27 protein-coding genes are annotated in these 25,156 nt (G+C 63.3%); 15 read left to right on the forward strand and 12 right to left on the reverse strand.

All coding sequences use genetic code 11. The features are described from left to right. The first annotated feature begins 90 nt into the window (after positions 1-90). A complete protein-coding gene (locus E2H86_RS11980) occupies positions 91-873 on the forward strand; it encodes an AraC family transcriptional regulator (RefSeq protein WP_133328400.1) in 783 nt (260 codons plus the stop codon). Here the strand turns inward: E2H86_RS11980 and E2H86_RS11985 are convergent. Continuing rightward, a complete protein-coding gene (locus tag E2H86_RS11985; RefSeq protein ID WP_133327979.1) occupies positions 861-1,748 on the reverse strand; it encodes a LysR family transcriptional regulator in 888 nt (295 codons plus the stop codon). The two genes, E2H86_RS11980 and E2H86_RS11985, sit on opposite strands and share 13 nt — an antisense overlap. Before the next feature lie 140 nt (positions 1,749-1,888). Here E2H86_RS11985 and moaB point away from each other — a divergent pair, with 140 nt between their 5' ends. Further along, on the forward strand, positions 1,889-2,428 hold the full coding sequence (gene moaB, locus E2H86_RS11990; protein ID WP_133327981.1) for a molybdenum cofactor biosynthesis protein B: 540 nt from the start codon (positions 1,889-1,891) through the stop codon (positions 2,426-2,428). Positions 2,429-2,473: 45 nt separating this feature from the next. Here moaB and E2H86_RS11995 read toward each other — a convergent pair whose 3' ends face one another. Together E2H86_RS11995 and moaA are read right to left on the reverse strand one after the other, a co-directional pair. Next, positions 2,474-3,373, reverse strand: coding sequence for a bestrophin family protein (locus tag E2H86_RS11995; RefSeq protein ID WP_133327983.1), 900 nt, complete (start codon positions 3,371-3,373; stop codon positions 2,474-2,476). A gap of 20 nt (positions 3,374-3,393) precedes the next feature. Then, positions 3,394-4,398 carry a GTP 3',8-cyclase MoaA gene (moaA, locus tag E2H86_RS12000; protein ID WP_133327985.1) on the reverse strand — a complete coding sequence of 335 codons (1,005 nt, stop codon included), beginning with the start codon at positions 4,396-4,398 and terminating at the stop codon, positions 3,394-3,396. 284 nt (positions 4,399-4,682) lie between these two features. On the opposite strand from moaA, the gene E2H86_RS12005 reads away from it, so the two are divergent. Further along, a complete protein-coding gene (locus E2H86_RS12005) occupies positions 4,683-7,013 on the forward strand; it encodes an FdhF/YdeP family oxidoreductase (protein WP_133327987.1) in 2,331 nt (776 codons plus the stop codon). A gap of 82 nt (positions 7,014-7,095) precedes the next feature. On the opposite strand, the gene E2H86_RS12010 is transcribed toward E2H86_RS12005, so the two are convergent. Next, positions 7,096-7,557 (reverse strand): Lrp/AsnC family transcriptional regulator, encoded by a 462-nt coding sequence (locus tag E2H86_RS12010; protein WP_133327989.1) that lies wholly within the window; start codon positions 7,555-7,557, stop codon positions 7,096-7,098. Between the two features lie 114 nt (positions 7,558-7,671). On the opposite strand from E2H86_RS12010, the gene E2H86_RS12015 reads away from it, so the two are divergent. Then, positions 7,672-8,853: a trans-sulfuration enzyme family protein gene (locus E2H86_RS12015; protein WP_133327991.1), complete on the forward strand. Its 1,182-nt coding sequence runs from the start codon at positions 7,672-7,674 to the stop codon at positions 8,851-8,853. Positions 8,854-8,913: 60 nt separating this feature from the next. On the opposite strand, the gene E2H86_RS12020 is transcribed toward E2H86_RS12015, so the two are convergent. Further along, positions 8,914-9,150: a YdcH family protein gene (locus E2H86_RS12020; protein ID WP_133327993.1), complete on the reverse strand. Its 237-nt coding sequence runs from the start codon at positions 9,148-9,150 to the stop codon at positions 8,914-8,916. Positions 9,151-9,267: 117 nt separating this feature from the next. On the opposite strand from E2H86_RS12020, the gene E2H86_RS12025 reads away from it, so the two are divergent. The 7 genes from E2H86_RS12025 (at position 9,268) to E2H86_RS12055 (ending at position 15,791) form a co-directional block, all read left to right on the forward strand. Next, positions 9,268-9,633 (forward strand): 5-carboxymethyl-2-hydroxymuconate Delta-isomerase, encoded by a 366-nt coding sequence (locus E2H86_RS12025; protein WP_133327995.1) that lies wholly within the window; start codon positions 9,268-9,270, stop codon positions 9,631-9,633. A 152-nt stretch (positions 9,634-9,785) separates the two neighbouring features. Beyond that, positions 9,786-11,423 (forward strand): phosphoethanolamine transferase, encoded by a 1,638-nt coding sequence (locus E2H86_RS12030; RefSeq protein ID WP_133328402.1) that lies wholly within the window; start codon positions 9,786-9,788, stop codon positions 11,421-11,423. Between the two features lie 120 nt (positions 11,424-11,543). Then, positions 11,544-12,677, forward strand: coding sequence for a ribonuclease D (rnd, locus tag E2H86_RS12035; protein ID WP_133327997.1), 1,134 nt, complete (start codon positions 11,544-11,546; stop codon positions 12,675-12,677). Continuing rightward, a complete protein-coding gene (locus tag E2H86_RS12040; RefSeq protein ID WP_133327999.1) occupies positions 12,674-12,967 on the forward strand; it encodes a YcgL domain-containing protein in 294 nt (97 codons plus the stop codon). Before rnd ends, E2H86_RS12040 begins: the two co-directional genes overlap by 4 nt. A gap of 74 nt (positions 12,968-13,041) precedes the next feature. Then, positions 13,042-13,974 (forward strand): D-2-hydroxyacid dehydrogenase, encoded by a 933-nt coding sequence (locus E2H86_RS12045; protein WP_133328001.1) that lies wholly within the window; start codon positions 13,042-13,044, stop codon positions 13,972-13,974. Positions 13,975-14,089: 115 nt separating this feature from the next. Then, positions 14,090-14,539, forward strand: coding sequence for a YcgN family cysteine cluster protein (locus E2H86_RS12050; protein ID WP_133328003.1), 450 nt, complete (start codon positions 14,090-14,092; stop codon positions 14,537-14,539). Positions 14,540-14,579: 40 nt separating this feature from the next. Continuing rightward, entirely contained in the window at positions 14,580-15,791 is a 1,212-nt protein-coding gene (locus tag E2H86_RS12055; RefSeq protein WP_133328005.1) for a hypothetical protein, read from the forward strand. 18 nt (positions 15,792-15,809) lie between these two features. Here E2H86_RS12055 and E2H86_RS12060 read toward each other — a convergent pair whose 3' ends face one another. From E2H86_RS12060 to E2H86_RS12070, 3 genes are all read right to left on the reverse strand, one after another. After that, positions 15,810-16,151, reverse strand: a complete 342-nt coding sequence (locus tag E2H86_RS12060) for a YgaP-like transmembrane domain (RefSeq protein WP_133328008.1) — start codon at positions 16,149-16,151, stop codon at positions 15,810-15,812. A 134-nt stretch (positions 16,152-16,285) separates the two neighbouring features. Continuing rightward, positions 16,286-16,756 carry an RNA methyltransferase gene (locus E2H86_RS12065; protein WP_133328010.1) on the reverse strand — a complete coding sequence of 157 codons (471 nt, stop codon included), beginning with the start codon at positions 16,754-16,756 and terminating at the stop codon, positions 16,286-16,288. A gap of 72 nt (positions 16,757-16,828) precedes the next feature. Then, positions 16,829-17,200 carry a YajD family HNH nuclease gene (locus E2H86_RS12070; protein ID WP_133328012.1) on the reverse strand — a complete coding sequence of 124 codons (372 nt, stop codon included), beginning with the start codon at positions 17,198-17,200 and terminating at the stop codon, positions 16,829-16,831. Between the two features lie 130 nt (positions 17,201-17,330). On the opposite strand from E2H86_RS12070, the gene E2H86_RS12075 reads away from it, so the two are divergent. Continuing rightward, positions 17,331-17,612: a hypothetical protein gene (locus E2H86_RS12075; protein ID WP_133328014.1), complete on the forward strand. Its 282-nt coding sequence runs from the start codon at positions 17,331-17,333 to the stop codon at positions 17,610-17,612. A 5-nt stretch (positions 17,613-17,617) separates the two neighbouring features. On the opposite strand, the gene E2H86_RS12080 is transcribed toward E2H86_RS12075, so the two are convergent. Beyond that, on the reverse strand, positions 17,618-19,660 hold the full coding sequence (locus E2H86_RS12080) for a S9 family peptidase (RefSeq protein WP_133328016.1): 2,043 nt from the start codon (positions 19,658-19,660) through the stop codon (positions 17,618-17,620). A 93-nt stretch (positions 19,661-19,753) separates the two neighbouring features. Here E2H86_RS12080 and E2H86_RS12085 point away from each other — a divergent pair, with 93 nt between their 5' ends. The 3 genes from E2H86_RS12085 to E2H86_RS12095 are packed head-to-tail and all read left to right on the forward strand — an operon-like array spanning position 19,754 to position 21,567. Continuing rightward, a complete protein-coding gene (locus tag E2H86_RS12085) occupies positions 19,754-20,248 on the forward strand; it encodes an MFS transporter (RefSeq protein ID WP_133328018.1) in 495 nt (164 codons plus the stop codon). Positions 20,249-20,262: 14 nt separating this feature from the next. Next, the gene (locus tag E2H86_RS12090; RefSeq protein WP_133328020.1) at positions 20,263-21,036 is read left to right on the forward strand and encodes a class II glutamine amidotransferase; all 774 of its coding nucleotides are present in this window, start codon (positions 20,263-20,265) and stop codon (positions 21,034-21,036) included. Between the two features lie 9 nt (positions 21,037-21,045). Further along, the gene (locus E2H86_RS12095; protein WP_133328022.1) at positions 21,046-21,567 is read left to right on the forward strand and encodes a DUF2937 family protein; all 522 of its coding nucleotides are present in this window, start codon (positions 21,046-21,048) and stop codon (positions 21,565-21,567) included. A 104-nt stretch (positions 21,568-21,671) separates the two neighbouring features. Here the strand turns inward: E2H86_RS12095 and E2H86_RS12100 are convergent, their stop codons facing one another. From E2H86_RS12100 to E2H86_RS12110, 3 genes are all read right to left on the reverse strand, one after another. After that, a complete protein-coding gene (locus E2H86_RS12100) occupies positions 21,672-22,850 on the reverse strand; it encodes a vWA domain-containing protein (RefSeq protein ID WP_133328024.1) in 1,179 nt (392 codons plus the stop codon). 13 nt (positions 22,851-22,863) lie between these two features. After that, positions 22,864-23,709 (reverse strand): AAA family ATPase, encoded by an 846-nt coding sequence (locus tag E2H86_RS12105; protein WP_133328026.1) that lies wholly within the window; start codon positions 23,707-23,709, stop codon positions 22,864-22,866. Positions 23,710-23,940: 231 nt separating this feature from the next. Continuing rightward, the gene (locus tag E2H86_RS12110) at positions 23,941-25,014 is read right to left on the reverse strand and encodes a DUF748 domain-containing protein (protein ID WP_133328028.1); all 1,074 of its coding nucleotides are present in this window, start codon (positions 25,012-25,014) and stop codon (positions 23,941-23,943) included. Positions 25,015-25,156: the final 142 nt, after the last annotated feature.

Here is a 25,156-nt window from a genome sequence, read left to right on the forward strand (position 1 = left end):
GTGCAAGGGTTTGAGTGATCTATACCTAGTGCCGGCCTATTCGCGGGCTTGCCCGCGAATAGGCCAGGACAGCCACCCGAGATGAAGCTGATGACCAACCCCCCGTTGGCAACCCTATACCAGTCCCTCGACCATCTACGTCCCACCACGCTGGAGGCGTTGCTGGCCAGCGTGTCGTTGCTCTTGCCGATCCTCGATGCCATCCCCAATGCGGCCATCTTCATCAAGGATGCCGAGGCCCGCTATGTGCTGGCCAACACCACCCTGGTCCAGCGCTGTGGTCTCAAGCGTCTGCAGCCCTTGCTGGGCAAGACCAGTGCAGAGGTGTTTCCGGCGCAGCTGGGTCCTGGTTACACCGAGCAGGACCGTCGAGTGTTGGAAGAGGGGCGGGTACTGGAGGACCAGCTCGAACTGCACCTGTACGGCAGCCGTGAGGCCGGCTGGTGCCTCACCCACAAACGACCGCTGCGCGACCCGGCAGGAGAGATCATTGGCTTGGTAGGTATCTCGGTCGATCTGCAGTCAGCCGCCGACAGTCACCCGGCGTACCAGCGCCTGGCCGCGGTGGACGAGCACATCCGCCAACACTTCCACCAGCCGATCAGCATGGGCGAATTGACGCGTATCGCCGGAATCTCCGTGGCTCAGCTGGAGCGCTACTGCAAGCGGGTGTTTCACCTCACGCCTCGGCAGATGATCCACAAGGCGCGCCTGGAGCACGCCCATCGACTTCTGCACTCGGACCTGCCGATCACCGAGGTGGCGCTGCGCTGCGGCTACACCGACCACAGTGCCTTCAGCCGTCAGTTCAAGCAGTTGACCGGGTTCACGCCACGCCAGTACCGCCAGGCGACCGCCGATCAGTCGGGCTGAAACAGCGTACGGGCTTCGGCGAAACACTGCTCGGCGATGGCTGAACGCGGCTCGCTGCGGCGCAACAGCAGGCCGACCTGGCTATGAATGCTGGCATCGGCAATGGGGATGATGCGCAGGTGCTCGCTGAGGTCTTCGAGGCCACAGTCCAGCGGCATCACCGCGCAGCAGACGCCGGTGGTGATGGCCTGGATCAGCTGGAAGCTGGAGTCGCTTTCGAGCACGGCAAGCGGCTCCAGACCCCGGCTACGGAAACTCAGGTCCAGTGATTGCCGGTAGTGCATGCCCTTGCTCAGCAACCCCAGCGGGATGTCGGTCAGGGTGTTCCATTGCAGTTGCTCCTGCTCGAAGGAGAAGTGCCGGGTGTCGTGCAACAGGCCCATGGTGGTGGTACCCAGTTCGATCACTTCGAAGAAGCTGGCATTGACCTGGTCGAGGTAGCAGATACCCAGGTCGAGCTGATTGCGGCTCAGGCCATCAATGATCTGTTCGGTACTGTGGGAGCTGAGCTGAAACTGCAATTCGGGGTATTTTTCGCGCAGCGGCAACAGCAGGTGCATCGGATTGAAACTGGCCAGCGGCACCGTGCCCAGGCGCAGGCTGCCGACCACCTGGCCACGACAGCTGGCGGCCTCGGCCTGCAGGCCATCGTGGGCTGCGAGGAGGGTGCGGGCCCAGGCCAGGATGCGCTCGCCGGCCTCGGTGAAGCCCTCGAAGCGCTGGCCGCGCTTGACCAGTACCAGGTCCAGTTCATCCTCCAGGTTGCGCAGGCGCATCGACAGCGTCGGCTGGGTGATGTGGCACAGCGCCGCGGCCTGGCCGAAGTGGCGGGTCTGGTCGAGGGCGATGAGGAACTTGAGCTGCTTGATGTCCATGGAGATGCCTGGCGTCTGGTTGTGCAGACCTTAACCCAGCTCTGCGATAGATGTCATTGATCGGTCGGTACGTCATATCGATTGGACGCCCCATGGCCATCGGCCTAGCGTGGCGACAATGCCCTTGAAGGAGTTCCACCGTGCGCGTCCAACCTGATGCGGTCTTCGTACCGCTCAACATCGCCGTGCTGACCGTCAGCGACACCCGTACCTACGACAACGACACTTCCGGTGAACTGTTGGCCAGCCGCTCGCTGGAAGTCGGCCACCGCCTAGTGGCGCGCGCGCTGCTCAAGGACGATCTCTACAAGATCCGCGCCCAGGTCGCTACCTGGATTGCCGATGACCAGGTGCAGGTCGTGCTGATCACCGGTGGCACCGGTTTCACGGGGCGCGACAGCACGCCGGAGGCGGTGGAGTGCTTGCTGGATCGACGTATCGATGGGTTCGGCGAGCTGTTTCGAGCCTTGTCGATTCTCGATATCGGCAGTTCCACCGTGCAGAGCCGGGCATTGGCTGGCATGGCCAACGGCACCCTGGTGTGCTGCCTGCCCGGCTCGACCGGGGCCTGCCGCACGGCCTGGGAAGGAATCCTTGCGGAACAGCTTGATGCGCGGCATCGGCCTTGCAATTTCGTCAAGCACTTGAAGCCCATCGGAGCCTGTGGCAGCCGGGGTTGAATTGCAGCGGCCCTTTCGCGGGCAAGCCCGCGAAAGGGCCGCCGCTCAGCTCAACACATACTCCACCGGCTGCAAGGCCGGCGGCAGCGCCGCCTCTCCCAACGCCGACAGCACATCCCGTTCGACGGTGCGCACCATGGCATCGGTCGGCAGGTCGTTCTCGTCTCGCCCGAACGGGTCCTCCAGCTCATTGCCGATGGCATCGAGCCCGAAGAAGGTATAACCGACGATGGTGGTGAACAGCGGCGCCAGCCAGCCGAGCGGCTCGGCCAGGGCGAAGGGCAGCAGCAGGCAGAAGATGTAAATGGTGCGGTGCAGCAGCAGGGTGTAAGGAAACGGCAATGGCGTGCCTTTGATCCGCTCGCATGTCGCCTGAACCTGGGATAGTCCCACCAGGCGTTGTTCCAGCAGGGTGTAGCGCCATTCGCTGATCAACTGTTGTTCGGCCAATCGCGAGCACTGCGCGCCGACGTCGCGCAGGATGCCGTCGCAGACATTGTGCGGACCGATTGCAGAGGGTTCGGCCAGCCAGGGCCGGGCCACGGCCAGCTCGTCCTCGCCACGCAGGCGTGCGTTGAGCGCATGGGCAAAGCCGCACAAGGCGCGCAGTATCGTCTGGCGTTGCTGTGGGTCGGCGATCGCCACGCTTTCGCGGGCGAACGAGCGCACTTCGATGATCAATTGTCCCCAGGCCTTGCGTCCTTCCCACCAACGGTCGTAGCAGGCGTTGTTGCGAAAGCTCATGAAGATCGAGAGCGACAGCCCGAGCAAGGTGAACGGCGTGGCGCTGACCGGGTAGAAGAATGCCGGGAAATGCCGCTCGACCAGCACGATCAGCGCCGCGAGCAAGGTGATCATCAGACAGCGCAGGGCGATGCGCTTGACGATGGACCCCTTGAGGGTGAACAGCACGCGCAGCACATCGGGGCGGGGGTGGACGATCATGGTGTTCCAGAGGCAGCCGGTCAGCCGCCGGTCATGTTCATGAAGCGCAGGATCTGCACGTCGCCACCGACTTCGAAGTGGTGACGGTAGGGCTTGAGGTGCAGGGAGTCGCGGATGGCGTTGTCCAGCCGCTCGGCATCGCCTGGGTGGGCCCGCAATACCTGCTTGAGGTCCATCGAATGTTCGTTGCCCAGGCACAGTAGGAGCCGGCCTTCGACGGTCAGGCGCACGCGGTTGCAGGTGGCGCAGAAATTATGGCTGTGCGGTGAGATGAAGCCGACGCGGATGTGCGGGGCTTCGGCCAGCCGCCAGTAACGGGCCGGACCTTGCGAAGACTCGGTCGATTCGATCAGGGTGAACTGCTCGGCCAGGCGCGCCCGAACATCGTCGCTGGAGCAGAACGACTCGCCGCGCTCATGTTCGCTGATCACACCCAGGGGCATCTCTTCGATGAAGGTGATGTCCAGTTCGCGGTCGATGGCAAAGCGCACCAGATCGACCAGTTCATGGTCGTTGCGGCCCTTGAGCACCACGCAGTTGAGTTTGGTGCGCTGGAAGCCGGCGCGGCGAGCGGCGTCGATGCCGGCGATCACCTGGTGGAGGTCGCCGGTGCGGGTCAACTGCTTGAAGCGTTCGGCATCGAGGCTGTCGAGACTGATGTTCAGGCGCGAGAGGCCGGCATCGAACAGCGGCTGGGCCAGGCGGTCGAGCTGCGAGCCATTGCTGGTCATGCACAGTTCGCGCAGACCCGGTAGGGCGGCGATACGTTGACAGAGATCGACGATGCCCTGGCGCACCAAGGGCTCGCCCCCGGTCAGGCGGATCTTGCGGGTGCCCAGGGCGACGAAGCGTTCGGCCACTTGGAACAGTTCTTCGAGGCTGAGAATCTGTTGGCGCGGCAGAAACTGCATGTCCTCGGCCATGCAGTAGACGCAGCGAAAGTCGCAACGATCCGTGACCGACATCCGCAGGTAGTCGATTTTCCGGTTGAAACCGTCGATCAGGGCGCCACTGTTCTGTTCCACGTGTTCGCTCGAGTAGGGGTCAGGACCATTGGGTCCAAGCTATAACCTGTGGCCACACCCGTCAAATTGCTTTCTCCGACTGCTTGATCAATGGCGTCTATCGATTGAGGCAGGATTTGCAGCGCCTGGGCGGCGCTCGGTCGCTCAGGCCCTGAAAATGCCATGACAAACTTTGAAAACCCATGATCGAAACCGCCTATCACGCCGTAAGGTATTTCGATTGGACGGCCTCCACCCGCGCTCAATAGGCTGAATAAAAGCACCGAGCGTGAGGACACCACCGTATGAGCCAGGACCAACACATCAGGGACTACAAGGGCCCTGCCGCCGGCTGGGGCGCACTCAAGAGCGTGACCAAGAGTTGGCTGGGCAGCGACAATGCCTTCAAGAACCTGCGGGCCATGCTCAAGACCAACCAGAACGGTGGCTTCGATTGCCCCGGCTGCGCCTGGGGCGAATCGCCGGAAAGCGACATGGTCAAGTTCTGCGAGAACGGCGCCAAAGCCGTCAACTGGGAAGCCACCGGTCGCTCGGTGGACCCGGCGTTCTTCGCCAAGTACAGCGTCAGCGCGCTGCGCGACCAGACCGACTACTGGCTCGAATACCAGGGTCGTCTCACCCACCCCATGCGTTACGACGCGGCCACCGATCACTACGTCGAGACTTCCTGGCAAGAGGCATTCGAGCTGATCGCCGGCCATCTGCGCGCGCTCGACTCGCCCGACGAAGCCGAGTTCTACACCTCCGGGCGTGCCAGCAACGAGGCCGCGTTCCTCTACCAGTTGTTCGTGCGCGCCTATGGCACCAACAATTTCCCCGACTGCTCGAACATGTGCCATGAGGCCAGCGGTGCCGGCATGGCGGAAACCCTCGGCGTCGGCAAGGGCACGGTGGTGTTCCATGATCTGGAACTGGCCGACGCGATCTTCGTCATCGGTCAGAACCCAGGCACCAACCACCCACGCATGCTCGAACCCCTGCGCGAGGCGGTCAAGCGCGGGGCTCAGGTGGTGTGCTTCAACCCGCTCAAGGAGCGTGGCCTGGAGCGCTTCCAGCACCCCCAGCATCCCCTGGAGATGCTCAGCAACGGCTCCGAGCCGACCACCAGCGCTTACTTCCGCCCGGCCCTTGGCGGCGACATGGCGGCCCTGCGCGGCATGGCCAAGTTCCTCTTGCAATGGGAGCGCGAGGCCCAGGCCAAGGGCGAGCCGGCAGTGTTCGACCATGCCTTCATCGCTGAGCATACCTCGGGCGTCGATGCTTATCTGGCGGCGGTGGATGCCACCCCGTGGGCGCATATCGTCAAGCAGTCGGGCCTGACCCTGGCCGAGATCGAGCTGGCCGCGCGCATGTACCGCAAGGCCGAGCGCGTCATCATGTGCTGGGCCATGGGCGTCACCCAGCATCGCCATTCGGTACCGACCGTGCAGGAAATCGTCAACCTGCAGTTGCTGCGCGGCAACGTCGGCAAGCCTGGGGCCGGTCTGTCACCGGTGCGCGGCCACAGCAACGTGCAGGGCGACCGCACCATGGGCATCGACGAGAAGCCCAAGGCGGCGCTGCTCGATGCCTTGGAGCAGCGCTTCCAGTTCCGTGTGCCGCGTGCCCACGGGCATAACGCGGTATTGGCGATCAAGGCCATGGAGGAGGGGCGGGCCAAGGTCTTCATCGGTCTGGGCGGCAACTTCGCCCAGGCCACGCCGGACACCCCGCGAACCCATGCGGCGCTGCGCAACTGCGCGCTGACCGTGCAGATTTCCACCAAACTCAACCGCTCGCACCTGGTCACCGGCCGCGATGCGTTGATCCTGCCATGTCTGGGCCGTACCGAGATCGACCTGCAGGCCGAAGGGCCGCAGGGGGTGACGGTGGAAGACACGTTCAGCATGGTGCATATCTCCAACGGGCAACTGCGCCCGCGTTCGGCGCACATGCGCTCTGAGCCCTGGATCATTGCCGGTATGGCCAAGGCCACGCTGGGTAACCAGCCGATCGACTGGGAATATGCGGTGGCGGATTATGACCGCATTCGCGACATGATCGCCGACGTCATTCCAGGCTTCAGCGATTTCAACCAGCGTCTGCAACATCCCGGTGGTTTCCATCTGGGCAACAGTGCCGCCGAACGCAGCTGGCGCACCGCCACCGGCAAGGCCCGCTTCATGCCCCATGCCTTGCCCGAGGAACTGGTCAATGCCCAGGTACTGGCGCGCGGCGACAAACCGGACCTGATCCTGCAGACCATGCGTTCACATGACCAGTACAACACCACCCTGTATGGCCTCGACGACCGTTACCGTGGAGTGTTCGGTCTGCGTGAAGTGGTATTCGTCAGCGAGGCGGACATCCGCCGGCTGGGCTTCGAGCCGGGCGAGCATGTGGACCTGGTGTCGCTGTGGGAGGATGGCGTCGAGCGGCGGGTGTCGGGCTTCCGCCTGGTGCCCTATGACATTCCCGACGGACAGGCAGCGGCCTACTATCCCGAGACCAACCCGCTGGTGCCCCTGGACAGCTATGGCGACGGGACCTACACGCCAACTTCCAAGTTCGTGGCGATTCGCTTGGAGAAGGCCAAGGTCGGGAATCGAATCGAGGCGGTGCTGGCGGCTGATTGATCGGCTGCCCGGGCCGCCGCGCCTCCCGGAAACCCTGCGTTGCCGGGAGGCGCGGGTTCACCCGCGAAGCATTCAACGCCGCTCAAGACCGGTGCACCGGCAACGCCGTGGTGTATTTCATCTGTTCCATGGCAAAACTGGAGGTGATGTTGGAAAGCCCTTCAGTGCTGGTGATCAGTTTCTTGTAGAAGCGGTCGTAGGCGGCGATGTCGCTCACCACCACCCGCAGCATGTAGTCCCAGTCGCCGGACATACGGTAGAACTCCATGACTTCCTCGAAGCCGCGCACCGTCGTGGCGAACTGCTCCAGCCAGGCATTGTCGTGGCGCTGGGTCTTGAGCTGGACGAACACGGTCAGGCCCAGGCCCAGTCGTGCCGGGTCGAGCAAGGCCACGCGGCCGAGAATGTAGCCGTCTTCCTCCAGGCGCTTGACCCGCTTCCAGCAGGGCGTGGTGGACAGGTTGACCGCCTCGGCCAGTTCTTTGAGCGAAAGGGAAGCGTCGCGCTGCAGCAGGGTCAGGATATGCTGGTCAAAACGGTCCATGGAGAGGGCTGGTCGTCGCAAAGATATTCTTCAGGTTACTCCAGCGGGAGAAAAATATCCTCCACCGGCCCGCTGCCCCGTGCGTGTGCGATAGTTGTACATCCACTCCTGCCAATGGGCCCGACCATGTCCGACAAGCCGCGCCAGTTCGCCACCCGCACCATTCACGCCGGCGAGCAGTTCAGCGTCGCCGACAACGCGATCTTCCCTGCCATCGTGACCGCCAGTTCGTTCATCAAGCGTGGCCTGGACGATCGCCCGGAATACTCCTACAGCCGCGTCGGCAACCCTACGCGGCATGCGTATGAAACCTGCGTGGCGTCACTCGAGGAAGGCGTTGGCGCGGTGGCCTGCGCCTCGGGCGTGAATGCCACCGCCACGGTGCTCGAGTTGCTGCCCAAGGACGCCCACGTGGTGGTGATGAACGGCGTGTACGGCGGCACCTTCCGCATCCTCGAAGACTTCCGTGGGCGCACGTCGGGCCTGACTACCACCTATGTCGACCTCAATGACCTCGACGCCATCGCTGCCGCGATCAGGCCGGAAACCCAACTGATCTGGATCGAGTCGCCGACCAATCCGCTGCTGCACCTGGTCGACATCAAGGCTGTGTGCGACCTGGCGCGCGCCCGCTCCATTCTCACGTGCATCGACAACACCTTCTGCTCGCCCTGGAACCAGCGCCCGATCAGCTTGGGCGTGGACCTGGTGATGCATTCGGCGAGCAAGTACATCGGCGGTCATTCCGACCTGACCGGCGGCGTGGTGGTCGCGGCCAACGACGCGCTGCTGGCCCGTCTGCGCCGTATCAGCATGGCGGTGGGGGCGGTGCAGGGGCCGTTCGATTGCTACCTGGCCTTACGCGGGCTGAAGACTCTTGACGTGCGCATGGAGCGCCAGTGCGCCAATGCCCTGGAGGTCGCACGCTTCCTCGAAGGCCATGCGCAGATCGAGCAGGTGTACTACCCAGGGCTGCCGAGCCACCCGCAGCATGCCTTGTGCAAGCGGCAGATGCGCAGCGGCGGGGCGGTCGTGGCGATGAAGGTCAAGGGCGATCGGGCGGCACTCAACCGCCTGGTCGAGGCGCTGCAGATCTTCGTCCTGGCCGATTCGTTGGGCGGGGTGGAGAGCATGATCAACCACTCCTGGAGCATGTCGCACGTGTCGCTGAGCCCGGCGCAGAAGCAGACCATGGGCATCAGCGAGAACCTGCTGCGGCTGTCGGTGGGGATCGAGGATTATCGGGATCTGATCGAGGACCTGGACGGGGCGCTCAAGGCTTCGGTAGCAGGATGAAGCTGTGGGTCCCCTCGCCGGCAAGCGGGCGAGGGGACCGGTGAATTCAATGAAGGACCATCAGGACTTCGGCGGATGAATGATGCGTTCGATCTTGTCCTTGATCAGCAGCCGCTCCTTGCGCAGACGATTGACGGCTTCGTCGCTGGTGCCATTGCCTTCGGCGGCCACCACCTCCTTGTCCTTGGCGTTGTATTCCTTGTGCAGCAAATGCAGCGATGGGTCCTTGTCGATCAGTGCCTGGAACTGGTCAGCGGTAACGTGCAGGTCAGCGAGCAAATCATGCGGAACTGGCATTTCTTCACCTCTGTCAGGGGTTGTCGGTAGGTGTCCTGACCTTTGAGGATAGCCGTCTTTGCGCAGCTGGGGGACTGGGGTAGGCTGTCGCATCTCCCAGAGCCTGGAACCCGCGCCATGCCCCACCTGAACCTGGAATACAGCGACAACCTGCCCGAACTGAACGTCGACGTTCTGCTGTTGCGCCTGAACCATGCCCTGGTCGGCAGCGGCCAGTTCGCCGATGAAGCGGACATCAAGAGCCGCGCCCAAGCCTTCAGCCAGTTTCGCGTAGGCACTGCGCCCGTCCAGCGGGCCTTCGCTCATGTGCGGCTGGCCATTCTCAGCGGGCGTTCGCCGGCGCTGAAGAAACAACTTTCCGAGGGGCTGCTCGACGTGCTGCGTGAGGCGATTCCGGCGCAGGCCGGTCTGGACCTGCAACTGTGCGTCGAGGTCCTCGACATGGACCGCGACAGCTACGTCAAGCTGCGCCTGCCCGGCTGAATGAACGACATTTAATCCAACCCAGACGCCACTCACGAATTTGTTGGCGTCTTTTTCACGAAATATTGATGGCACGCTTTCTAGAGTTCGCCCAACTTTCCGCGGTGCGTGTTTTTCCGTGGGTTGATAATCACTCTCGAATGCGAATGTCCATGCACAAATTCAAATCCCTGCGGACTGAATGGGTCACGCTGTTGGCCAGTCTTTACCTGCTGATTGGCTTCAACGTGTTCTTGTGGCAACACTTGGAACAGGTCGTGCCTGCCGGGTTGACCGGACTCTGGTTGAGCCTGGCGTTCGCCGTGATGATGCTGTTCGCGTTCAACCTTATCCTCACTTTATTGGCATTCCGATATGTGTTGAAGCCGGTGCTGATCCTATTGTTCATGAGTGGCGCGGGTGTGGCTTATTTCATGAATCAATACGGCGTGCTGATTGATTCCGGTATGTTCCGCAATATTGCCGAAACCAATGTTGCGGAAGTTCGGGACTTATTATCATTCAAGTTCTTCGCCTATATCCTGCTGCTCGGTGTATTGCCTTCGGTGTTGCTGTGGAAGGCGCCTATCGCTTACCGCGCCTGGCACCGCGAGCTGCTGGGCAAGCTGGTGGTGAGCGCGTCCTGCGTGGTCGCGCTGGGGGCAGTGGCGTTGGTGAACTATCAAGGGCTGTCGTCGTTGTTGCGCAATCACCATGAACTGCGCCTGATGCTCACCCCCAGCAACATCGTCGGTGCATCGTTCAGTTATGTCAGCGAGCGCGTGGGCACGGCGGCCCGGCCGTTCCAGGCCTATGGCGAGGACGCCCGGCGCGACGCCGCCTGGCAACGCCACGAACGCAAGTCGTTGACGGTTCTGGTGGTGGGTGAAAGTGCGCGGGCGGAAAACTTCGGCGTGCTCGGCTATGCCCGCAACACCACGCCCAAACTGGCCCAGGAGCAAGGCCTGCTGGCATTCACCGATGTCCATTCCTGCGGCACCGAGACCGCTGTATCGGTGCCTTGCATGTTCTCCGGCATGGGTCGCAAGGACTATGACGCCCGGGTAGCCAAGAACCGCGAGGGCCTGCTCGACATTCTCCAGCGTGCCGGCCTGGCCGTGCAGTGGCGGGACAACCAGTCCGGTTGCAAAGGCACTTGCGACCGGGTGCAGTTCATCGATGTCAGCAACCTCAAGGACCCGGCGCTGTGCGGCGACGGCGAGTGCCACGACGAAATCCTCCTGCAGGGCTTGGGCGAATTGATCGACAACCTCGACAAAGACACCGTGCTGGTGCTGCACCAGATGGGTAGCCATGGCCCCGAGTACTACAAGCGCTATCCCGCTGGCGCCGAGCCGTTCACCCCGGTCTGCCGCAGCAATGCCTTGGATCAGTGCAGCCAGGACGAGATCGTCAACGCCTACGACGATACCCTGGCCTATACCGACAGCTTCCTGGCCAAGCTGATCGATACCTTGCGCGGTCACCAGGACAAGGTCGACACGGCGATGATCTACCTGTCCGACCACGGCGAGTCGCTGGGGGAGTACAACCTGTACCTGCACGGCACCCCCTACATGATGGCCCCGGAACAGCAGAAGCATGTGCCACTGTTGACCTGGTTTTCCGACAGTTACCAACAGGACTTCGGTCTGGACACCGGCTGCCTGGCTCGCCTGAGCGATGCGCCGTTGTCCCAGGACAACCTGTTCCATTCGATGCTCGGGCTGTTGCAGGTGCGCACCGAGGTCTACCAGCGTTCGTTGGACATGTTCGCCAGTTGCCGGCCATGGCTGGCGGCCGATCGCTGAGGTGTCGGGGCGGGGCATCCGCCTGCAGGGATGCCGTTTATCGAAGCAAGGGATGGCGCAGGTTTCACCCGCAGTGGCTGCGCCGTATATACTGCGCGCCAATGATAGTGGGAGAGCCTCGTGGCCATCGAAATACACTGGATCCGTGACGACCAGAGCCTGGCCGAACACTGCCGTGCCTGGCACGACCTGCCCTTCGTGGCGCTCGATACCGAATTCATGCGGGTCGATACCTTCTACCCCAAGGCCGGCCTGGTGCAGGTCGGTGACGGCCAGCGCGCCTTTCTTATCGACCCGCTGACCATCAGGAACTGGCAGCCCCTGGCCGATTTGCTCGAAGACAGCGGTGTGGTCAAGGTACTGCATGCCTGCAGCGAAGACCTCGAGGTGCTGCTGCGCCTGACCGGCAAACTGCCGCAACCGTTGTTCGATACCCAACTGGCGGGCGGTTACCTGAACCTGGGGTTCTCCATGGGCTATTCGCGCCTGGTGCAGGAGGTACTGGGCATCGAGCTACCCAAGGGCGAAACCCGCTCCGACTGGTTGCAGCGCCCGCTGTCCGATACCCAGGTCAGCTACGCTGCCGAAGATGCCGTGCACCTGGCCGAACTGTTCACTGCCCTGCGCCCGCGCCTGTCCGATGACAAATACGCCTGGGTACTTGAGGATGGCGCCGAACTGGTCGCGGCCCTGCGCCGCGAAGTCGAGCCACAAACCCTGTACCGCGACGTCAAGCTGGCCTGGAAGCTGGCACCGCAACAGTTGGCAGTGCTGCGCGAGCTCTGCGCCTGGCGCGAACGCGAGGCACGCAGCCGCGACGTACCGCGCAACCGCATCCTCAAGGAGCACTCGTTGTGGCCCATGGCCAAGTACCAGCCGGACAACCTGTCGGCTCTGGCCAAGATCGACGAGATGCACCCGCGCACCATTCGCCAGGACGGCGAGACGCTGCTCAAGCTGATCAAGCACGCCGCCAGCCTGCCTGCCGAGCAGTGGCCGCAGGCGTTGCCTGAGCCGCTGCCGATCGAAGCCTCCGGCATCCTCAAGCGTCTGCGCGCCATCGGCCAGGCCGAAGGCGAGCGCTTGGGCATCGCCCCCGAGCTGATGCTACGCAAGAAAGCCCTGGAAGCCCTGCTCAAGAGCGGCTATCCCAATGGCCCCTACCAACTGCCCGATTCGCTGCGCGGCTGGCGCCGTGAGCGCATGGGCCAGGCCCTGCTCGATGACCTGGCAGGTGCCGGAGAGACCCGATGAAACGTATTTGCTCGATCTACAAGAGCCCCCGCAAGAACGAGATGTACCTCTACGTGCTCAAGGCCGAGGGCCTGGAGCGCGTGCCCGAAGGCTTGCTGCCGTTCTTCGGCACCCCTGTCCATGCTTTCGATCTAGTGCTCTCACCCGAACGCAAGCTGGCTCGCGAGGACATCGCCAAGGTGCTGGAGAACCTCGACACGCAGGGTTACCACCTGCAGATGCCGCCGCCGGAAGACGACTACATCGAGCACCTCCCCGAAGAGCTGCTGCGCCGTAACGATCCGGCCTGACCCGGCGGATCACCTCTTTTGTCTGGCGGCCCGCGTGTCGGGCCGTCGTCGTGTCTGCCAAGGTTGTTTTCTCGATGCGCGTTCTGATCGTCGAACAGGATCATGCCAACTACGCTCGCCTGCTGGGCGAGGCGGCACCGGACCTGGAAATCCTCACCAGCGGCGACTCCGCCGAACTGGCGCAGTTGGCGCCGCAATGTCCGGTCTGGCTTGGCCAGCCCGACCTGCTGGCGACCTTGCTGCGCCAAGGCCACAAACCCCAGTGGATGCAGTCGACCTGGGCCGGTATCACCCCGTTGCTGGCCCAAGGACTGCCTCGCGATTACCGCTTGAGCCGCGCCGTGGGCATCTTTGGCCAGGTGATGGCCGAGTACATGCTCACCTACATGCTCGGTCATGAGCGCGAGGTGCTGTCGCGTCTGGTCAGTCAGGTGGAGCGACGCTGGGACGATCGACCGGGCGTCAGCCTGGAAGGGCGCAGGGTACTGATCGTCGGTACCGGCGATATCGGCCAGCGCGTGGCGCAGTTCCTCCAGCCGTTCGGCGTCACCCTGTATGGCGTGGCCAGCAGCGCCCGCGAGCTGGCGCCGTTCGTCGAGGTGGCCGGGCTGGAGGCGTTGCCGCGTCTGGTCGGCCAGGTCGACTACGTGCTCAATCTGCTGCCCGATACCCCGGCCACCCATGACCTCTACGATGCTGCCTTGTTCAAGTGCTTCAACCCCAGCGCGTTGTTCATCAATGCCGGGCGTGGGGTGGCGGTGGTCGACGCCGATCTGGTCGAGGCACTCAAGCAGGGGCACCTGGCAGGGGCGGTGATCGACGTCTGCCGCCAGGAACCTCTGCCCCAGCGCCACCCATTCTGGACGGCCTGGGGCCTGCTGCTGACCGGGCACAGCTCGGCGCCGACTTCGCCACAGGCGATGGTGCGGTTGTTCGTCGAGAATGCGCAGGCCTTCGCGGCCGGGCAGGCGATAAGGGGGGAAGTGGACTTCGAGCGCGGTTATTGACTCGGAAGCGGGCCGCCGACGGACACTGACAAGCGGTCTGGCGTTGCCGCAGGCCAGGCTCTAGACTGGCGCCGCCGCACGCCGCGGCCTGAAGATGACGCAGGAAATACGTGTGATGAACGCTGACAGCGCGCCGTTCTGGCGGCGCAAGACCCTCGAACAACTCGACCCGCAAGAATGGGAGTCGCTGTGTGACGGCTGCGGGTTGTGCTGTTTGCAAAAGCTCGAGGACGAGGACGACAACAGCGTTTACTACACGCGCATCGCCTGCAAGCTGCTCGACCTGCAGAGTTGCCAGTGCAGCGACTATCCGAACCGTTTCGCCCAGGTGCCGGACTGCATTCAGCTCACCCCCGGCAAGGCCGACCAGTTCAAGTGGTTACCGAGCACCTGTGGCTACCGCCTGGTCAGCGAAGGCAAGGACCTGCCGGCGTGGCATCACCTGGTGTGCGGCGATCGTTCGCAAGTGCATGAGCAGCGTATTTCCCAGTCGGGGCGTATGCTCAGCGAACATGAGGTGGACGAGGACGACTGGGAAGACCACCTGATTTTCCGCGCCAGCTGATCGGCGCGGACTTCGTCTGCGCGAAACAAGGAGTTTCTGAATGCGTCGTAGCCAGCGGTTGTTGCTCCTTTGCCTGGTGGCCTGTTCGCCGGCCTGGGCCAAGAAAGTCGATCTGGACTATCAAGTGCGCCTGCTTCCGGCCAATGGTCAGGCTGAAGTCCGCCTGACCCTGTCCGAGGGCAGTGCCGTGCGCAGCCTGGACTTCGACCTGGGCAAGGCTGGGGCCTACAGCGGTTTTCTCGCCGACGGCCAGTGGCAAGAGAAGGGCGAGCGTGGGGTATGGCACCCGGCAGCGGGCAAGACCAGCCTCAGCTACCGGGTACAGCTGGACCAGCGCCTGCGCAGCGGCGCTTATTCCTCACGCATCACACCGCACTGGGCGCTGTTCCTCGGCGACCAACTGGTGCCACCGGCACGCCTCGATCAACAGGACGGCACCGAGTTGGTAGCGCGTCTGGCTTTCGACCTGCCCGACGATTGGAAGAGCATCGAAACCTCCTGGCCACGCATCGGCAAGGACAAATTCCGCGTCGACAACGTCTCGCGGCTGTTCGACCGCCCGACCGGCTGGATGCTGGCAGGCGACCTGGGCAGCCGTCGCGCGCGCCTGGGTGATACCGACGTCACCGTGGCGGCGCCGGTGGGGCAGGGGATGCGAAGGATGGATAGCCTGACCCTGCTCACTTTCGTCTGGCCGCACTTGCAGGCTGTATTCCCGCGCAATCCGCCGAAACTGCTCCTGGTTGGCGCGCGCGACGGCATGTGGCGCGGCGCAATGGCGGCGCATGGTTCCTTGTACCTGCACAGTGCAAGGCCGATGGTCAGCGAGAACGGCAGCAGCCCTCTGCTGCGGGAAGTGGTGCAATTGTTCGCGCAAATTCGCCCGCGTACTGGCAGCGACTGGCTAGGCGAAAGCCTGACCGACTATTACGCCAACGAATTGTTGCGCCGGGCAGGGGGCATCAGCGATGACCGCTATGAGGTGTGGCAGGCGCGCCTGCAGAAGCGCGCCGCCAAAGTCACCGAACTGCGTGCCGCCCAGGCGACCCCGGGCCAAGTGGCGCGGGGCATCTTGCTGTTGCAGGCGCTGGACAAGGAAATCCGTATCCATACCCAGGCCAAGCGCTCGCTGGACGATGTGGCCCAGGCCCTGATGCGCCTGCCCAGCGTCAGCACCGAGGAGTTCGTGCAGATCAGCGAAAGCGTGCTGGGGCGCCACTCCGAGGTGTTGCAGAGCAAGGTGTTGCGGTAGGGCACAGGCACTGAACCATCACATACCCGGCAATGGGTCCTTGCCGGTCACCGTCACCCCTTCGGTCGCGGCCTTGGCGCTGTCCTTCAAGGCTTTGAGTTCCTCGGCACTGCGCTCGATGTCCGCTTTCAAACCGTTGTACTCCTGGCGATGGCGCTGCCACCAAGCCTTGGTCGAGCAATGTCCACTGACGCCCCGGGCCAGAGCCAGGCCGCCCACGGCGATTTGCAGCAGCCCCAGCAGGCCGCCGTGGCGCAGCCCCTTGCTGATCATCAGGGCTCCCCCGGCCAGTGAACTTGCTCGTTCCAGCCCATGGACGTTGTGGTCCCGCGAGGTTGCAGCGCTATGGATATCCAGCATGGCGAGGTCTCCTTGTGAAGTGTAAGCAGCTGACCTGCAGGGCGACGCTGGCGTTCCTTTGGCGTGCCAAATGGTACGCGGTCCCTATTTTTTGGCGGGTGATGGACCGACACCGAAGGGTCGGCCGCTTTCGTTTACTTGAACTTTGGCCCTGAGCGGGTATTGAGACCCTTGGCCAGCCGGTCATACAGCACGACGTTCACCGTAGCCGCCAGGTTCATGCAGCCCTCGGTGGGGATGTAGATCGTCTCTTCGCACCACCCACGCACTTCTTCGCTCAACGTGCCGTCCTCTGGTCCGAAAATGTAGATGGCACGGTCGGGGTGGGTATATTCGGGCAGGGCCCGTGCGCCCTCGACCAGTTCCACGGCGACGGGCGTGCAGCCCAAGGGAATGATGCGCTGTAGATCGTCGATGCCGATCAGCGGAATGTCGTAGTGCACGCGCTTGGTGTCGGTGACGAAGTCACGCGCCCGCTCATAGCGCTTGCCGGTGTAGAACACCGAGTTGACGCCGTAGCAACCCGCCGCGCGCATCACCGAACCGACGTTCTCTGCAGACTTGGGGTTGAACAGGCCGATGCAGCTGTACCGTTTGTTTGCCACGTGCCGGGGCCCTTCACGAAAAAACCGCGATTATACGGGCTGGCCGGCGCCAGCGGGGGGCTGTGGTGACGGCTAGTCTTTCTTCATCAGGCCAGCGAGGCCGGCGAACGGGTTGTGGGTGGCCTTGGCGATGCTCGGGGTACTGGTGGAACCTTCGCTGAAGTACTGCTGGTCGGTGTAGCGCGAGTGCTCGTTGTCGTGGCAGTACAGGCACAACAGCTCCCAGTTGGAACCGTCCTGCGGGTTGTTGTCGTGGTTGTGGTCGCGATGGTGCACGGTCAGCTCGCTCAGACGTTTGCCGGAAAACTCGCGGGCGCAGCGGCCGCAGACGTGCGGGTACATTTTCAGCGCCTTGTCGCGGTAGCCCATTTCCTTGTCGCGCTTGGCGTCGGCGAGGATGCGGTCGAGGCGGGCGGTGGCGGCAGAAGTGGAGGCCGAGCTCATGGTGTTTCCTTCGTTGTATTCAGGCGATGACGGTTATGGCTTGAGTCTAGCGCGCTTGCCGGGCCGTCGGACAGGCGAAAAGGTGATTATCGGCGTAGCCTGTAGGAAGGTTACCGACAGGAGGTTGCTGATGTTTCGTGCGATCCTCGCCGCGTTGCTCGTGGCTTGCGTCTCATTTGCCCAGGCAGCGGCCACGCCACCACGGCTCACCACGCCAGTGCCGGGCGCACCCGGTACTCCGACGCCCACGCCTTACCCGCAGATCACTCCGAGCACGCCGCCCAAGGCCTACGACAGCCAGCCCGGAGCGCCGCTGTTGCCGCCGATGCCGGTCCCAGGGCCGCCCAGGGACCAGCCTCTGCCTGGCTTGCACCAGGACCCGCCGAAAGCGCCGGTCCAAGACGATGACTGACGGCGTTACACCACACCCAGCTCGTTGAGTACGAAGGCATATTCCAGGGCCACGTCGCGCAGCCCCTGGTAGCGTCCGCTCATACCACCGTGCCCTGCGCCCATCTCGGTCTTGAGCAGCAACAGATTGTCGTCGGTTTTGCAGGTGCGCAGGCGTGCCACCCACTTGGCCGCTTCCCAGTACTGCACACGGCTGTCGTTGTAGCCGGCCACCACCAGCATGGCCGGGTAATCCTGGTGCTTGACGTTCTCGTATGGCGCGTAGGCTTTGATGCGCGCATGCACCTGAGGGTCCTCGGGGTTGCCCCATTCGTCGTATTCGGTGACGGTCAACGGCAGGTCGGGATCGAGCATGGTGTTGAGCACGTCGACGAACGGCACTTCGGCGATGGCGCAGCGGAACAGCGCCGGGCGCAAGTTGAGCACCGCGCCCATCAGCAGGCCGCCGGCGCTGCCGCCGCTGATGGCCAGCCGCTCGGCGCTCGTCACGCCCTGGGCGATCAGGTGTTCGGCGCAGGCGATGAAATCGCCGAAGCTGTTGTGCTTGTGCTCCTGCTTGCCGGCGCGGTACCAGGCCTCGCCCAGTTCACCGCCGCCGCGTACATGGGCGATGGCAAAGCCCACGCCACGCTCCAACAGGCTCAGGCGGGCATGGGAGAACCACGGGTCGAGGCTTTCGCCATAAGCGCCATAGCCATAAAGATAGAGTGGCACGGCCTGGCCGACATCCTGGCGTCGGCGTACCAGGCTGATCGGCACCTGGGTGCCGTCCGCTGCGGTGGCCCAGAGGCGTTCGCTGACATAGTCGTCGGCATCGAAGGGGCCGAGTACCGGGGTTTGCTTGAGTACTGCCTGCTCTCCCGTGGCCAATGTCAGCTGACGGACCTGGGCCGGGCGATTGAGCGCTTCGTAGCGCAGGCGGATACGGTGGCTGGCGAACTCCAGGCTGTCCTGGACATACAGGCTGTAGGCCGCGTCCGGCAGCTCGACCCGGTACGCCGGCAGGCCCTCGGGACGTACTTCGATGATCGGCAGGCCGCCCTCGCGCAGGCTCAGGGTCAGGGCTTCGGCATTCAGGCTCAGACCTTCGAGCATCACATCGTCGCGGTGGGCGACCAGTACCTGCCACTGCTCGCGGGACGGCGGCTGATCAGCGGGCGCCTGGTAGAGGGCGAAATTAATACCGGCCTGGTTGCTGCGGATGAACCAGCGCCACTGGCCTTCGAGCTGACCGTGATCGGGGAAATACTCATGGCCTTCGACCCGGGGGGCCAGGCAGACGAACGCGGCTTGCGGGGTCTGGGCGTCGAGTACCCAGGCCTCGCTGGTGGTCTTGCTGTTGAGCAGCAACACCAATTGGCGTTCGGAGCTGGTCCGATAGCAATGCAGGAAGAAACGGCCGTCCGGCTCCTCGAATACGTCGTGGGCCCCGGTTTCGCCCAGGGTGTGACGACGCAGGCGCCAGGGGCGGTGGGTGTCATCCAGTTCGGCGAAGAACAGCGTCTGGCTGTCGTTGGCCCAGGTCATGCTGCCATCGCAGTCGTCGAAGGGCAGGGTGGTCAGCTTGCCGTTTTCCAAGTCCTTGACGTAGAGGGTGTAGATCTCGTCGCCGCTGGTATCCAGGCTGTAGGCCAGCAGTCGGTGGTCGGGGCTGACGTTGAAGGCACCGAGGGCGAGGAAGCCGCCGTTGGCCAGGACGTTGGGGTCGAGCAGCAACTGTTCATGACTTTCATCGACCGTGTTCGAGTCATCGGCTGGGCGCGGGCAGCGATAGTGGCGCGGGTATTCGTCGCCAGCGGTGGTGCGGGTGTAATAGAGGTAAGGCCCCCACGGGGAGGGCAACGACAGGTCGGTTTCCTTGATACGGCCCTTGATTTCCTCGAACAATTGCTCGCGCAGGGCCGCCTGGTCGGCCAGGCAGGCCTCCTGGTAGGCGTTCTCGGCCTGCAGGTATTCGAGCACCTCTGGGCTGTCGCGGCGCTGCAGCCAGGCATAAGGATCGGCGGCCTGCTCCTGGCGGGCGACGGGGGGCTGGGGCTTGGTCGGCATCGGTGATCTCGTAGGCGGGGGGCAGGCAAACACTGCCTGCGCCCGTAAAAGTGTTTATCATAGGCCTCTCTTTGCCTGGCTTGCACGAACACCATGACCGAGAACGACTATACCCTGGCCTGGGGCCTGTACCTCGTGGCCGCCCTGGGCTGCCTGTGGGTGAGCTTCAAACTCACCGGCTGGATGTGGCGCTGGCTGCGTGAACCGCTGCGGGTGATCGTGGCGGTATTGCTGCTGACCCCGACCATCGTCGACCCGGTCAAGGAAGCCTTCGCGCCGGCCCTTGCCATCACCACGCTCGACGTTGCCTTCAAGGTCGGCAACAACGCCTGGCGTGCGGTGTCCGACTTCGCCATGTACGGCCTGATCGCCTTTGCCCTGTACCTGCTGTTCGTGCTGCTGCGCTGGCCGTTGGAGAAACGCGCCCGCGAGCGCCGCGCCAACGCCGAGGCTGCCGCAGCGCGCCGGGCGCAGGAGGATGAGCAGGTGCTGGTCGACGCCCCGCTGGCCGCCGAGCCACGCAACCGTTACCGCGACGACCCGCCCGCAGCCGCGCCTGTCGGTGGCCGGGTCGAGCCGCGTTTGTAAGCGGAGTCAGCACCATGTGCGAACTGCTGGGCATGAGCGCCAACGTCCCCACCGATATCGTCTTCAGCTTCACCGGGCTGATGCAGCGCGGCGGGCGTACCGGCCCGCACCGTGACGGCTGGGGCATCGGCTTCTACGAAGGCCGCGGCCTGCGTCTGTTCCAGGACCCGGCGGCGAGCAGCGAGTCGGAAGTCGCCAATCTGGTACAGCGTTACCCGATCAAGAGCGAGGTGGTCATCGGCCACATCCGCCAGGCCAACGTCGGTCGGGTGTGCCTGTCCAACACGCATCCGTTCGTACGCGAGATGTGGGGCCGCAACTGGTGCTTCGCGCACAACGGCCAACTGGCCGATTTCACCGCCCAGACGACCTTCTACCGGCCGGTGGGCGACACCGACAGCGAAGCGGCGTTCTGTGATCTGCTCAACCGCATCCGCGCCGCTTTCCCCGAGCCCGTCGAGGTGGAACAGCTGCTGCCGGTATTGGTCGAAGCTTGTGCGCATTACCGGAGTAAAGGCGTTTTCAACTGCCTGCTCAGCGACGGCGACTGGCTGTTCTGCTTCTGCACGAGCAAACTGGTGCACATCACCCGTCGTGCCCCGTTTGGCGCTGCGCGCTTGAAGGATGTCGACCTGATCGTCGATTTCCACACGCAAACCACCCCCAACGACGTGGTCACGGTGATCGCCACCGAGCCGCTCACCGAGAACGAGACCTGGCACCGCTACGAGCCGGGCCAGTGGGCCCTGTGGCGGCACGGGGAGTGCGTTGCCCACGGCCAGAGCTAAGGATGCTGCATGTTCAGAAGTTACCTGCGGTTGCTGCTGTTCACCTTCGGCCTGCTGGCCGGTATCCAGATCCCGGGGCTGATCACCGACTACAGCCAGCGGGTCGAGGCGCACCTGTTCGAGTCGCGCCAGGCGCTCGATGGTTTCAAGCAAACTGCCGAACGATTCTTCAAGGGCGACCTGCAGGCACTGCTGCGGCATTACCGCAGCAGTGACGACCCGGTATTCATCAGCGATGCCAACAGCATCGAGAGTCTGTTGCTGCGCAACCAGTTGTTCGAGGACGAGTGGCAGGCGTTGCAAGGTTCGTGGCTGAGCCGGACCTGGCATGTGCTGACCCAGGCCGACCCGCAATTGCGCGAAGAGACGCTCAAGGGCTACAGCTATCAGATCCTGCTGGTGCCCGAGGCGATCGGCTGGGGCATCGGTGTTGGATTCGTGCTGGCGTTCGTGGTCGAGAGCCTGCTGCTGGGGATCGGCTGGGTGATTCTCGGTGGGCGGCGGCGGGCGGTGAAAGAGAGCTGGCGCTGAGGTCGGCTGGAGTGTTGCAGTGTGGCGGATATCGAGCGCCGCCCGCGCGGCGGCGCTCGATATCCGCACCCCCGCAAAACCCAAGACCAACCTAGAACCTCCAGTCACTTGGACAGGTAGCGCATCCCATCTTCCAACCCCTGCAGGGTCAGCGGGTACATCCTGTCTTCGATCAGATCGCGCACCAAGTGGGTCGAGGCCGTGTATTCCCAAGCCTGTTTCGGGTACGGGTTGATCCAGATGATCTTCCTGAATTTCTCCATGAAGCGCTGCATCCACACATACCCGGCCTCTTCGTTCCAGTGTTCGACACTGCCGCCGGGCTGGGTGATCTCGTAGGGCGCCATTGCCGCGTCGCCAACGAACACCACCTTGTAGTCATCCCCATACTTGTGCAGCAAGTCGAAGGTGGAAAACCGTTCTGAGGTGCGGCGCAGGTTGTTCTTCCAGACCGACTCGTAGACGAAGTTGTGGAAGTAGTAGTACTCCAGATGCTTGAACTCGGTCTTGCAGGCCGAGAACAGCTCTTCGCAGACCCGTACGTGAGCGTCCATCGAGCCGCCGATGTCGAACAGCAACAGCAGCTTGACCGTGTTGCGCCGTTCGGGACGCATCTGGATGTTCAGCAGCCCGGCGTCACGGGCGGTGTGGTCGATGGTGCCATCAATGTCCAGCTCCTCGGCGGCGCCCTCGCGGGCGAATTTGCGCAAGCGGCGCAGCGCCAGTTTGATGTTGCGGGTGCCGAGTTCGACCTGGTCGTCGAGGTTCTTGTACTCGCGCTGATCCCACACCTTGACAGCCTTGCCCTGGCGCTTGCCAGCATCGCCGACGCGGATGCCCTCAGGGTTGAAGCCGCCCGAACCGAACGGGCTGGTGCCGCCGGTGCCGATCCACTTGTTGCCGCCGGCGTGACGTTCCTTCTGCTCTTCGAGGCGCTTCTTGAATGCTTCGATGAGCTTGTCCAAACCTCCCAGGGACTGGATCTGTGCGCGTTCTTCGTCGCTCAGCGAGCGCTCGAACTCCTTGCGCAGCCAGTCTTCAGGGATCAGTGCCTCGATATGCCGGTCGAGGTTCTCCAGCCCTTTGAAGTAGGCGGCGAAGGCCCGGTCGAACTTGTCGAAATGGCGTTCGTCCTTCACCAGAATGGCGCGGGCGAGGTAGTAGAACTCGTCCATGTCGGCGAACACCACGCGCTTTTGCAGGGCATGGTGCAAGTCGAGCAGTTCGCGCACCGAAACCGGCACTTTGGCCGCACGCATTTCATTGAACAGGTTGAGCAACATGGCCCGCCTCCTGTCAGCGGTTGCCGCGCCGGCTCATGAAGGCCAGGCGCTCGAGCAGTTGTACGTCCTGCTCGTTCTTGACCAGCGCACCGGCCAACGGCGGGATGGCCTTGGTCGGGTCGCGTTCACGCAGCACGGCTTCGCCGATATTGTCGGCCATCAGCAGCTTGAGCCAGTCCACCAGTTCGGAGGTGGAGGGCTTTTTCTTCAGCCCAGGCACTTTGCGCACATCGAAGAACACGTCCAGTGCTTCGCTGACCAGCGACTCGCTGATGTTCGGGTAGTGCACATCGACGATGCGCTGCAGGGTCTCGCGGTCGGGGAAGGCGATGTAGTGGAAGAAGCAGCGGCGCAGGAAGGCGTCGGGCAGTTCCTTCTCATTGTTGGAGGTGATGATGATGATCGGACGTTGCTTGGCCTTGATGGTCTCGTCGATTTCGTAGACGTAGAACTCCATCTTGTCGAGTTCCTGCAACAGGTCGTTGGGGAACTCGATATCGGCCTTGTCGATTTCGTCGATCAGCAGGATGACTCGCTCGTCGGCCTCGAAGGCTTCCCACAGCTTGCCTTTCTTCAGGTAGTTGCGCACGTCGTGGACTTTGTCCACGCCCAGTTGCGAGTCGCGCAGGCGGCTCACCGCGTCGTACTCGTAAAGACCTTGATGGGCCTTGGTAGTGGACTTGATGTGCCAGGTGATAAGGCGGGCGCCAAAGGAAGCGGCGAGCTGCTCGGCGAGCATGGTCTTGCCGGTCCCCGGCTCGCCCTTGACCAGCAGTGGGCGTTCGAGGGTGATGGCCGCGTTGACCGCCAGTTTCAGATCGTCTGTGGCGACGTAGTCGCGGGTGCCTTCGAACTTCATGGGGGGTTCCTCTGCGGGGTGCCTGACCCGGCCCTTTCGCGGGACAAGCCCGCTCCCACAGGTCTATCACCGTTCCAGAAATCCGAGGTGAAAGCTGTGGGAGCGGGCTTGTCCCGCGAAAGGGCCAGAACAGACAACTTATTTGTTGATTTGCCCCCGACTATAACGCGGGGTTTGACGGCTGAAAACGCAGACCCGGCATTCAGACCCTGAATACCGGGTCACGCGGGTCTAATCGGTATCCGGCGCGGGCTGCTCATACCGTGCATTGAACGCCTGGATGAAGCCATTGCGCAGAATCTGCAAGAACGCCTCGAAGGCGCTGATGTCCTGATTGTGCACACTGCCACTGAGTTCGACCCGAGTGGCGAACTGGTTCTTCGGCTGGTTCTTCAGCACTGTTTCCGATGCCCCCACCAGCGCTTCCCATACCGAACGGAAGAAACCCTTGTCCTTTTCCTCGACATCCTGCTGCCAGTCGAATACGTCGACATCACGCAGCAACGGCTTGATGTAACCGGTCAGCCGGCCCTGTTCGGCCTGGGCCTCGATCACCACGTCACCATGCCCGGCGTTGAAGTCGAACTTGCCGTAGGCACTGGCGAAGTCGTTGAGTCGGCGTAGCTCGATCCCCGTGGCGCGCAGGCGGAATTCGAAATCGTCGAAGTCGCTGAACGGGTCGAAGGTAGCCCGACTCTCGACCTTGGCGTCGCCCAGCAGCAGGGCGGTCGCTTCGAAGCTGGCGTCGCGCCGCCCTTTCTCGTCGCGCACGTTGGTCAGGTTGCGGATGCTCGCTTGCAGTCGGGTGGCCTTGAGGTCGACCGGCGGTTTGGAGTTGAAGTTGCGGAAGGTCAGGGTGCCATCGTCGATACGCACTTCGTTGAGGGTAATGGGCAGCAGTTTTTCCAGCTGCTGACGCCAGTCTGTGCCCTGACCGGTCTGCGAGGCTTGCTTGTTGCCGCCGTCGACGAAGTTCAACTCGGGACGCACGAAGGTCACTTCAGCGACCACGGCCTTGTCGTACCACAGCGCGTGCCAGCTCACCGCCAGGTCGATCAATGGCGCATCGAGCAGTGGCACGGGCACCTTGCCAGTGGTCTTGACGATCTGCAGGCCATTGATCTGGTAAGCACCGCGCCACCAGGCCAGGTCGACGTCGGTGACTTGGCCGCGATACTCGCCCATGTCGGCGAGTTTGTCGTTCAGGTAATCGCGCACGAGATAAGGCAGTGCCAGGTGCAGGGCCACCAGCAGCACGATCAGGCCGGCCAGGCCGACGAGCGGCCAGCGATAGCGAGCTTTCATCGGGGGAATCTCCACAACGGGTCAAGCGGTTGACCGCCGGCCGTTCGGTGGAGTTCGAACGGTCTTCTCGGGGCTTTACGGGCTGAAGGGGCAGGCTTACCCTTGAGGTCTTTCCCCTGCTTCTTCTCATGTTCAAGGACCC

Origin of the sequence: Pseudomonas putida (assembly GCF_004357765.1) — a bacterium.
GTDB classification, from domain to species: Bacteria; Pseudomonadota; Gammaproteobacteria; order Pseudomonadales; family Pseudomonadaceae; genus Aquipseudomonas; species Aquipseudomonas putida_U.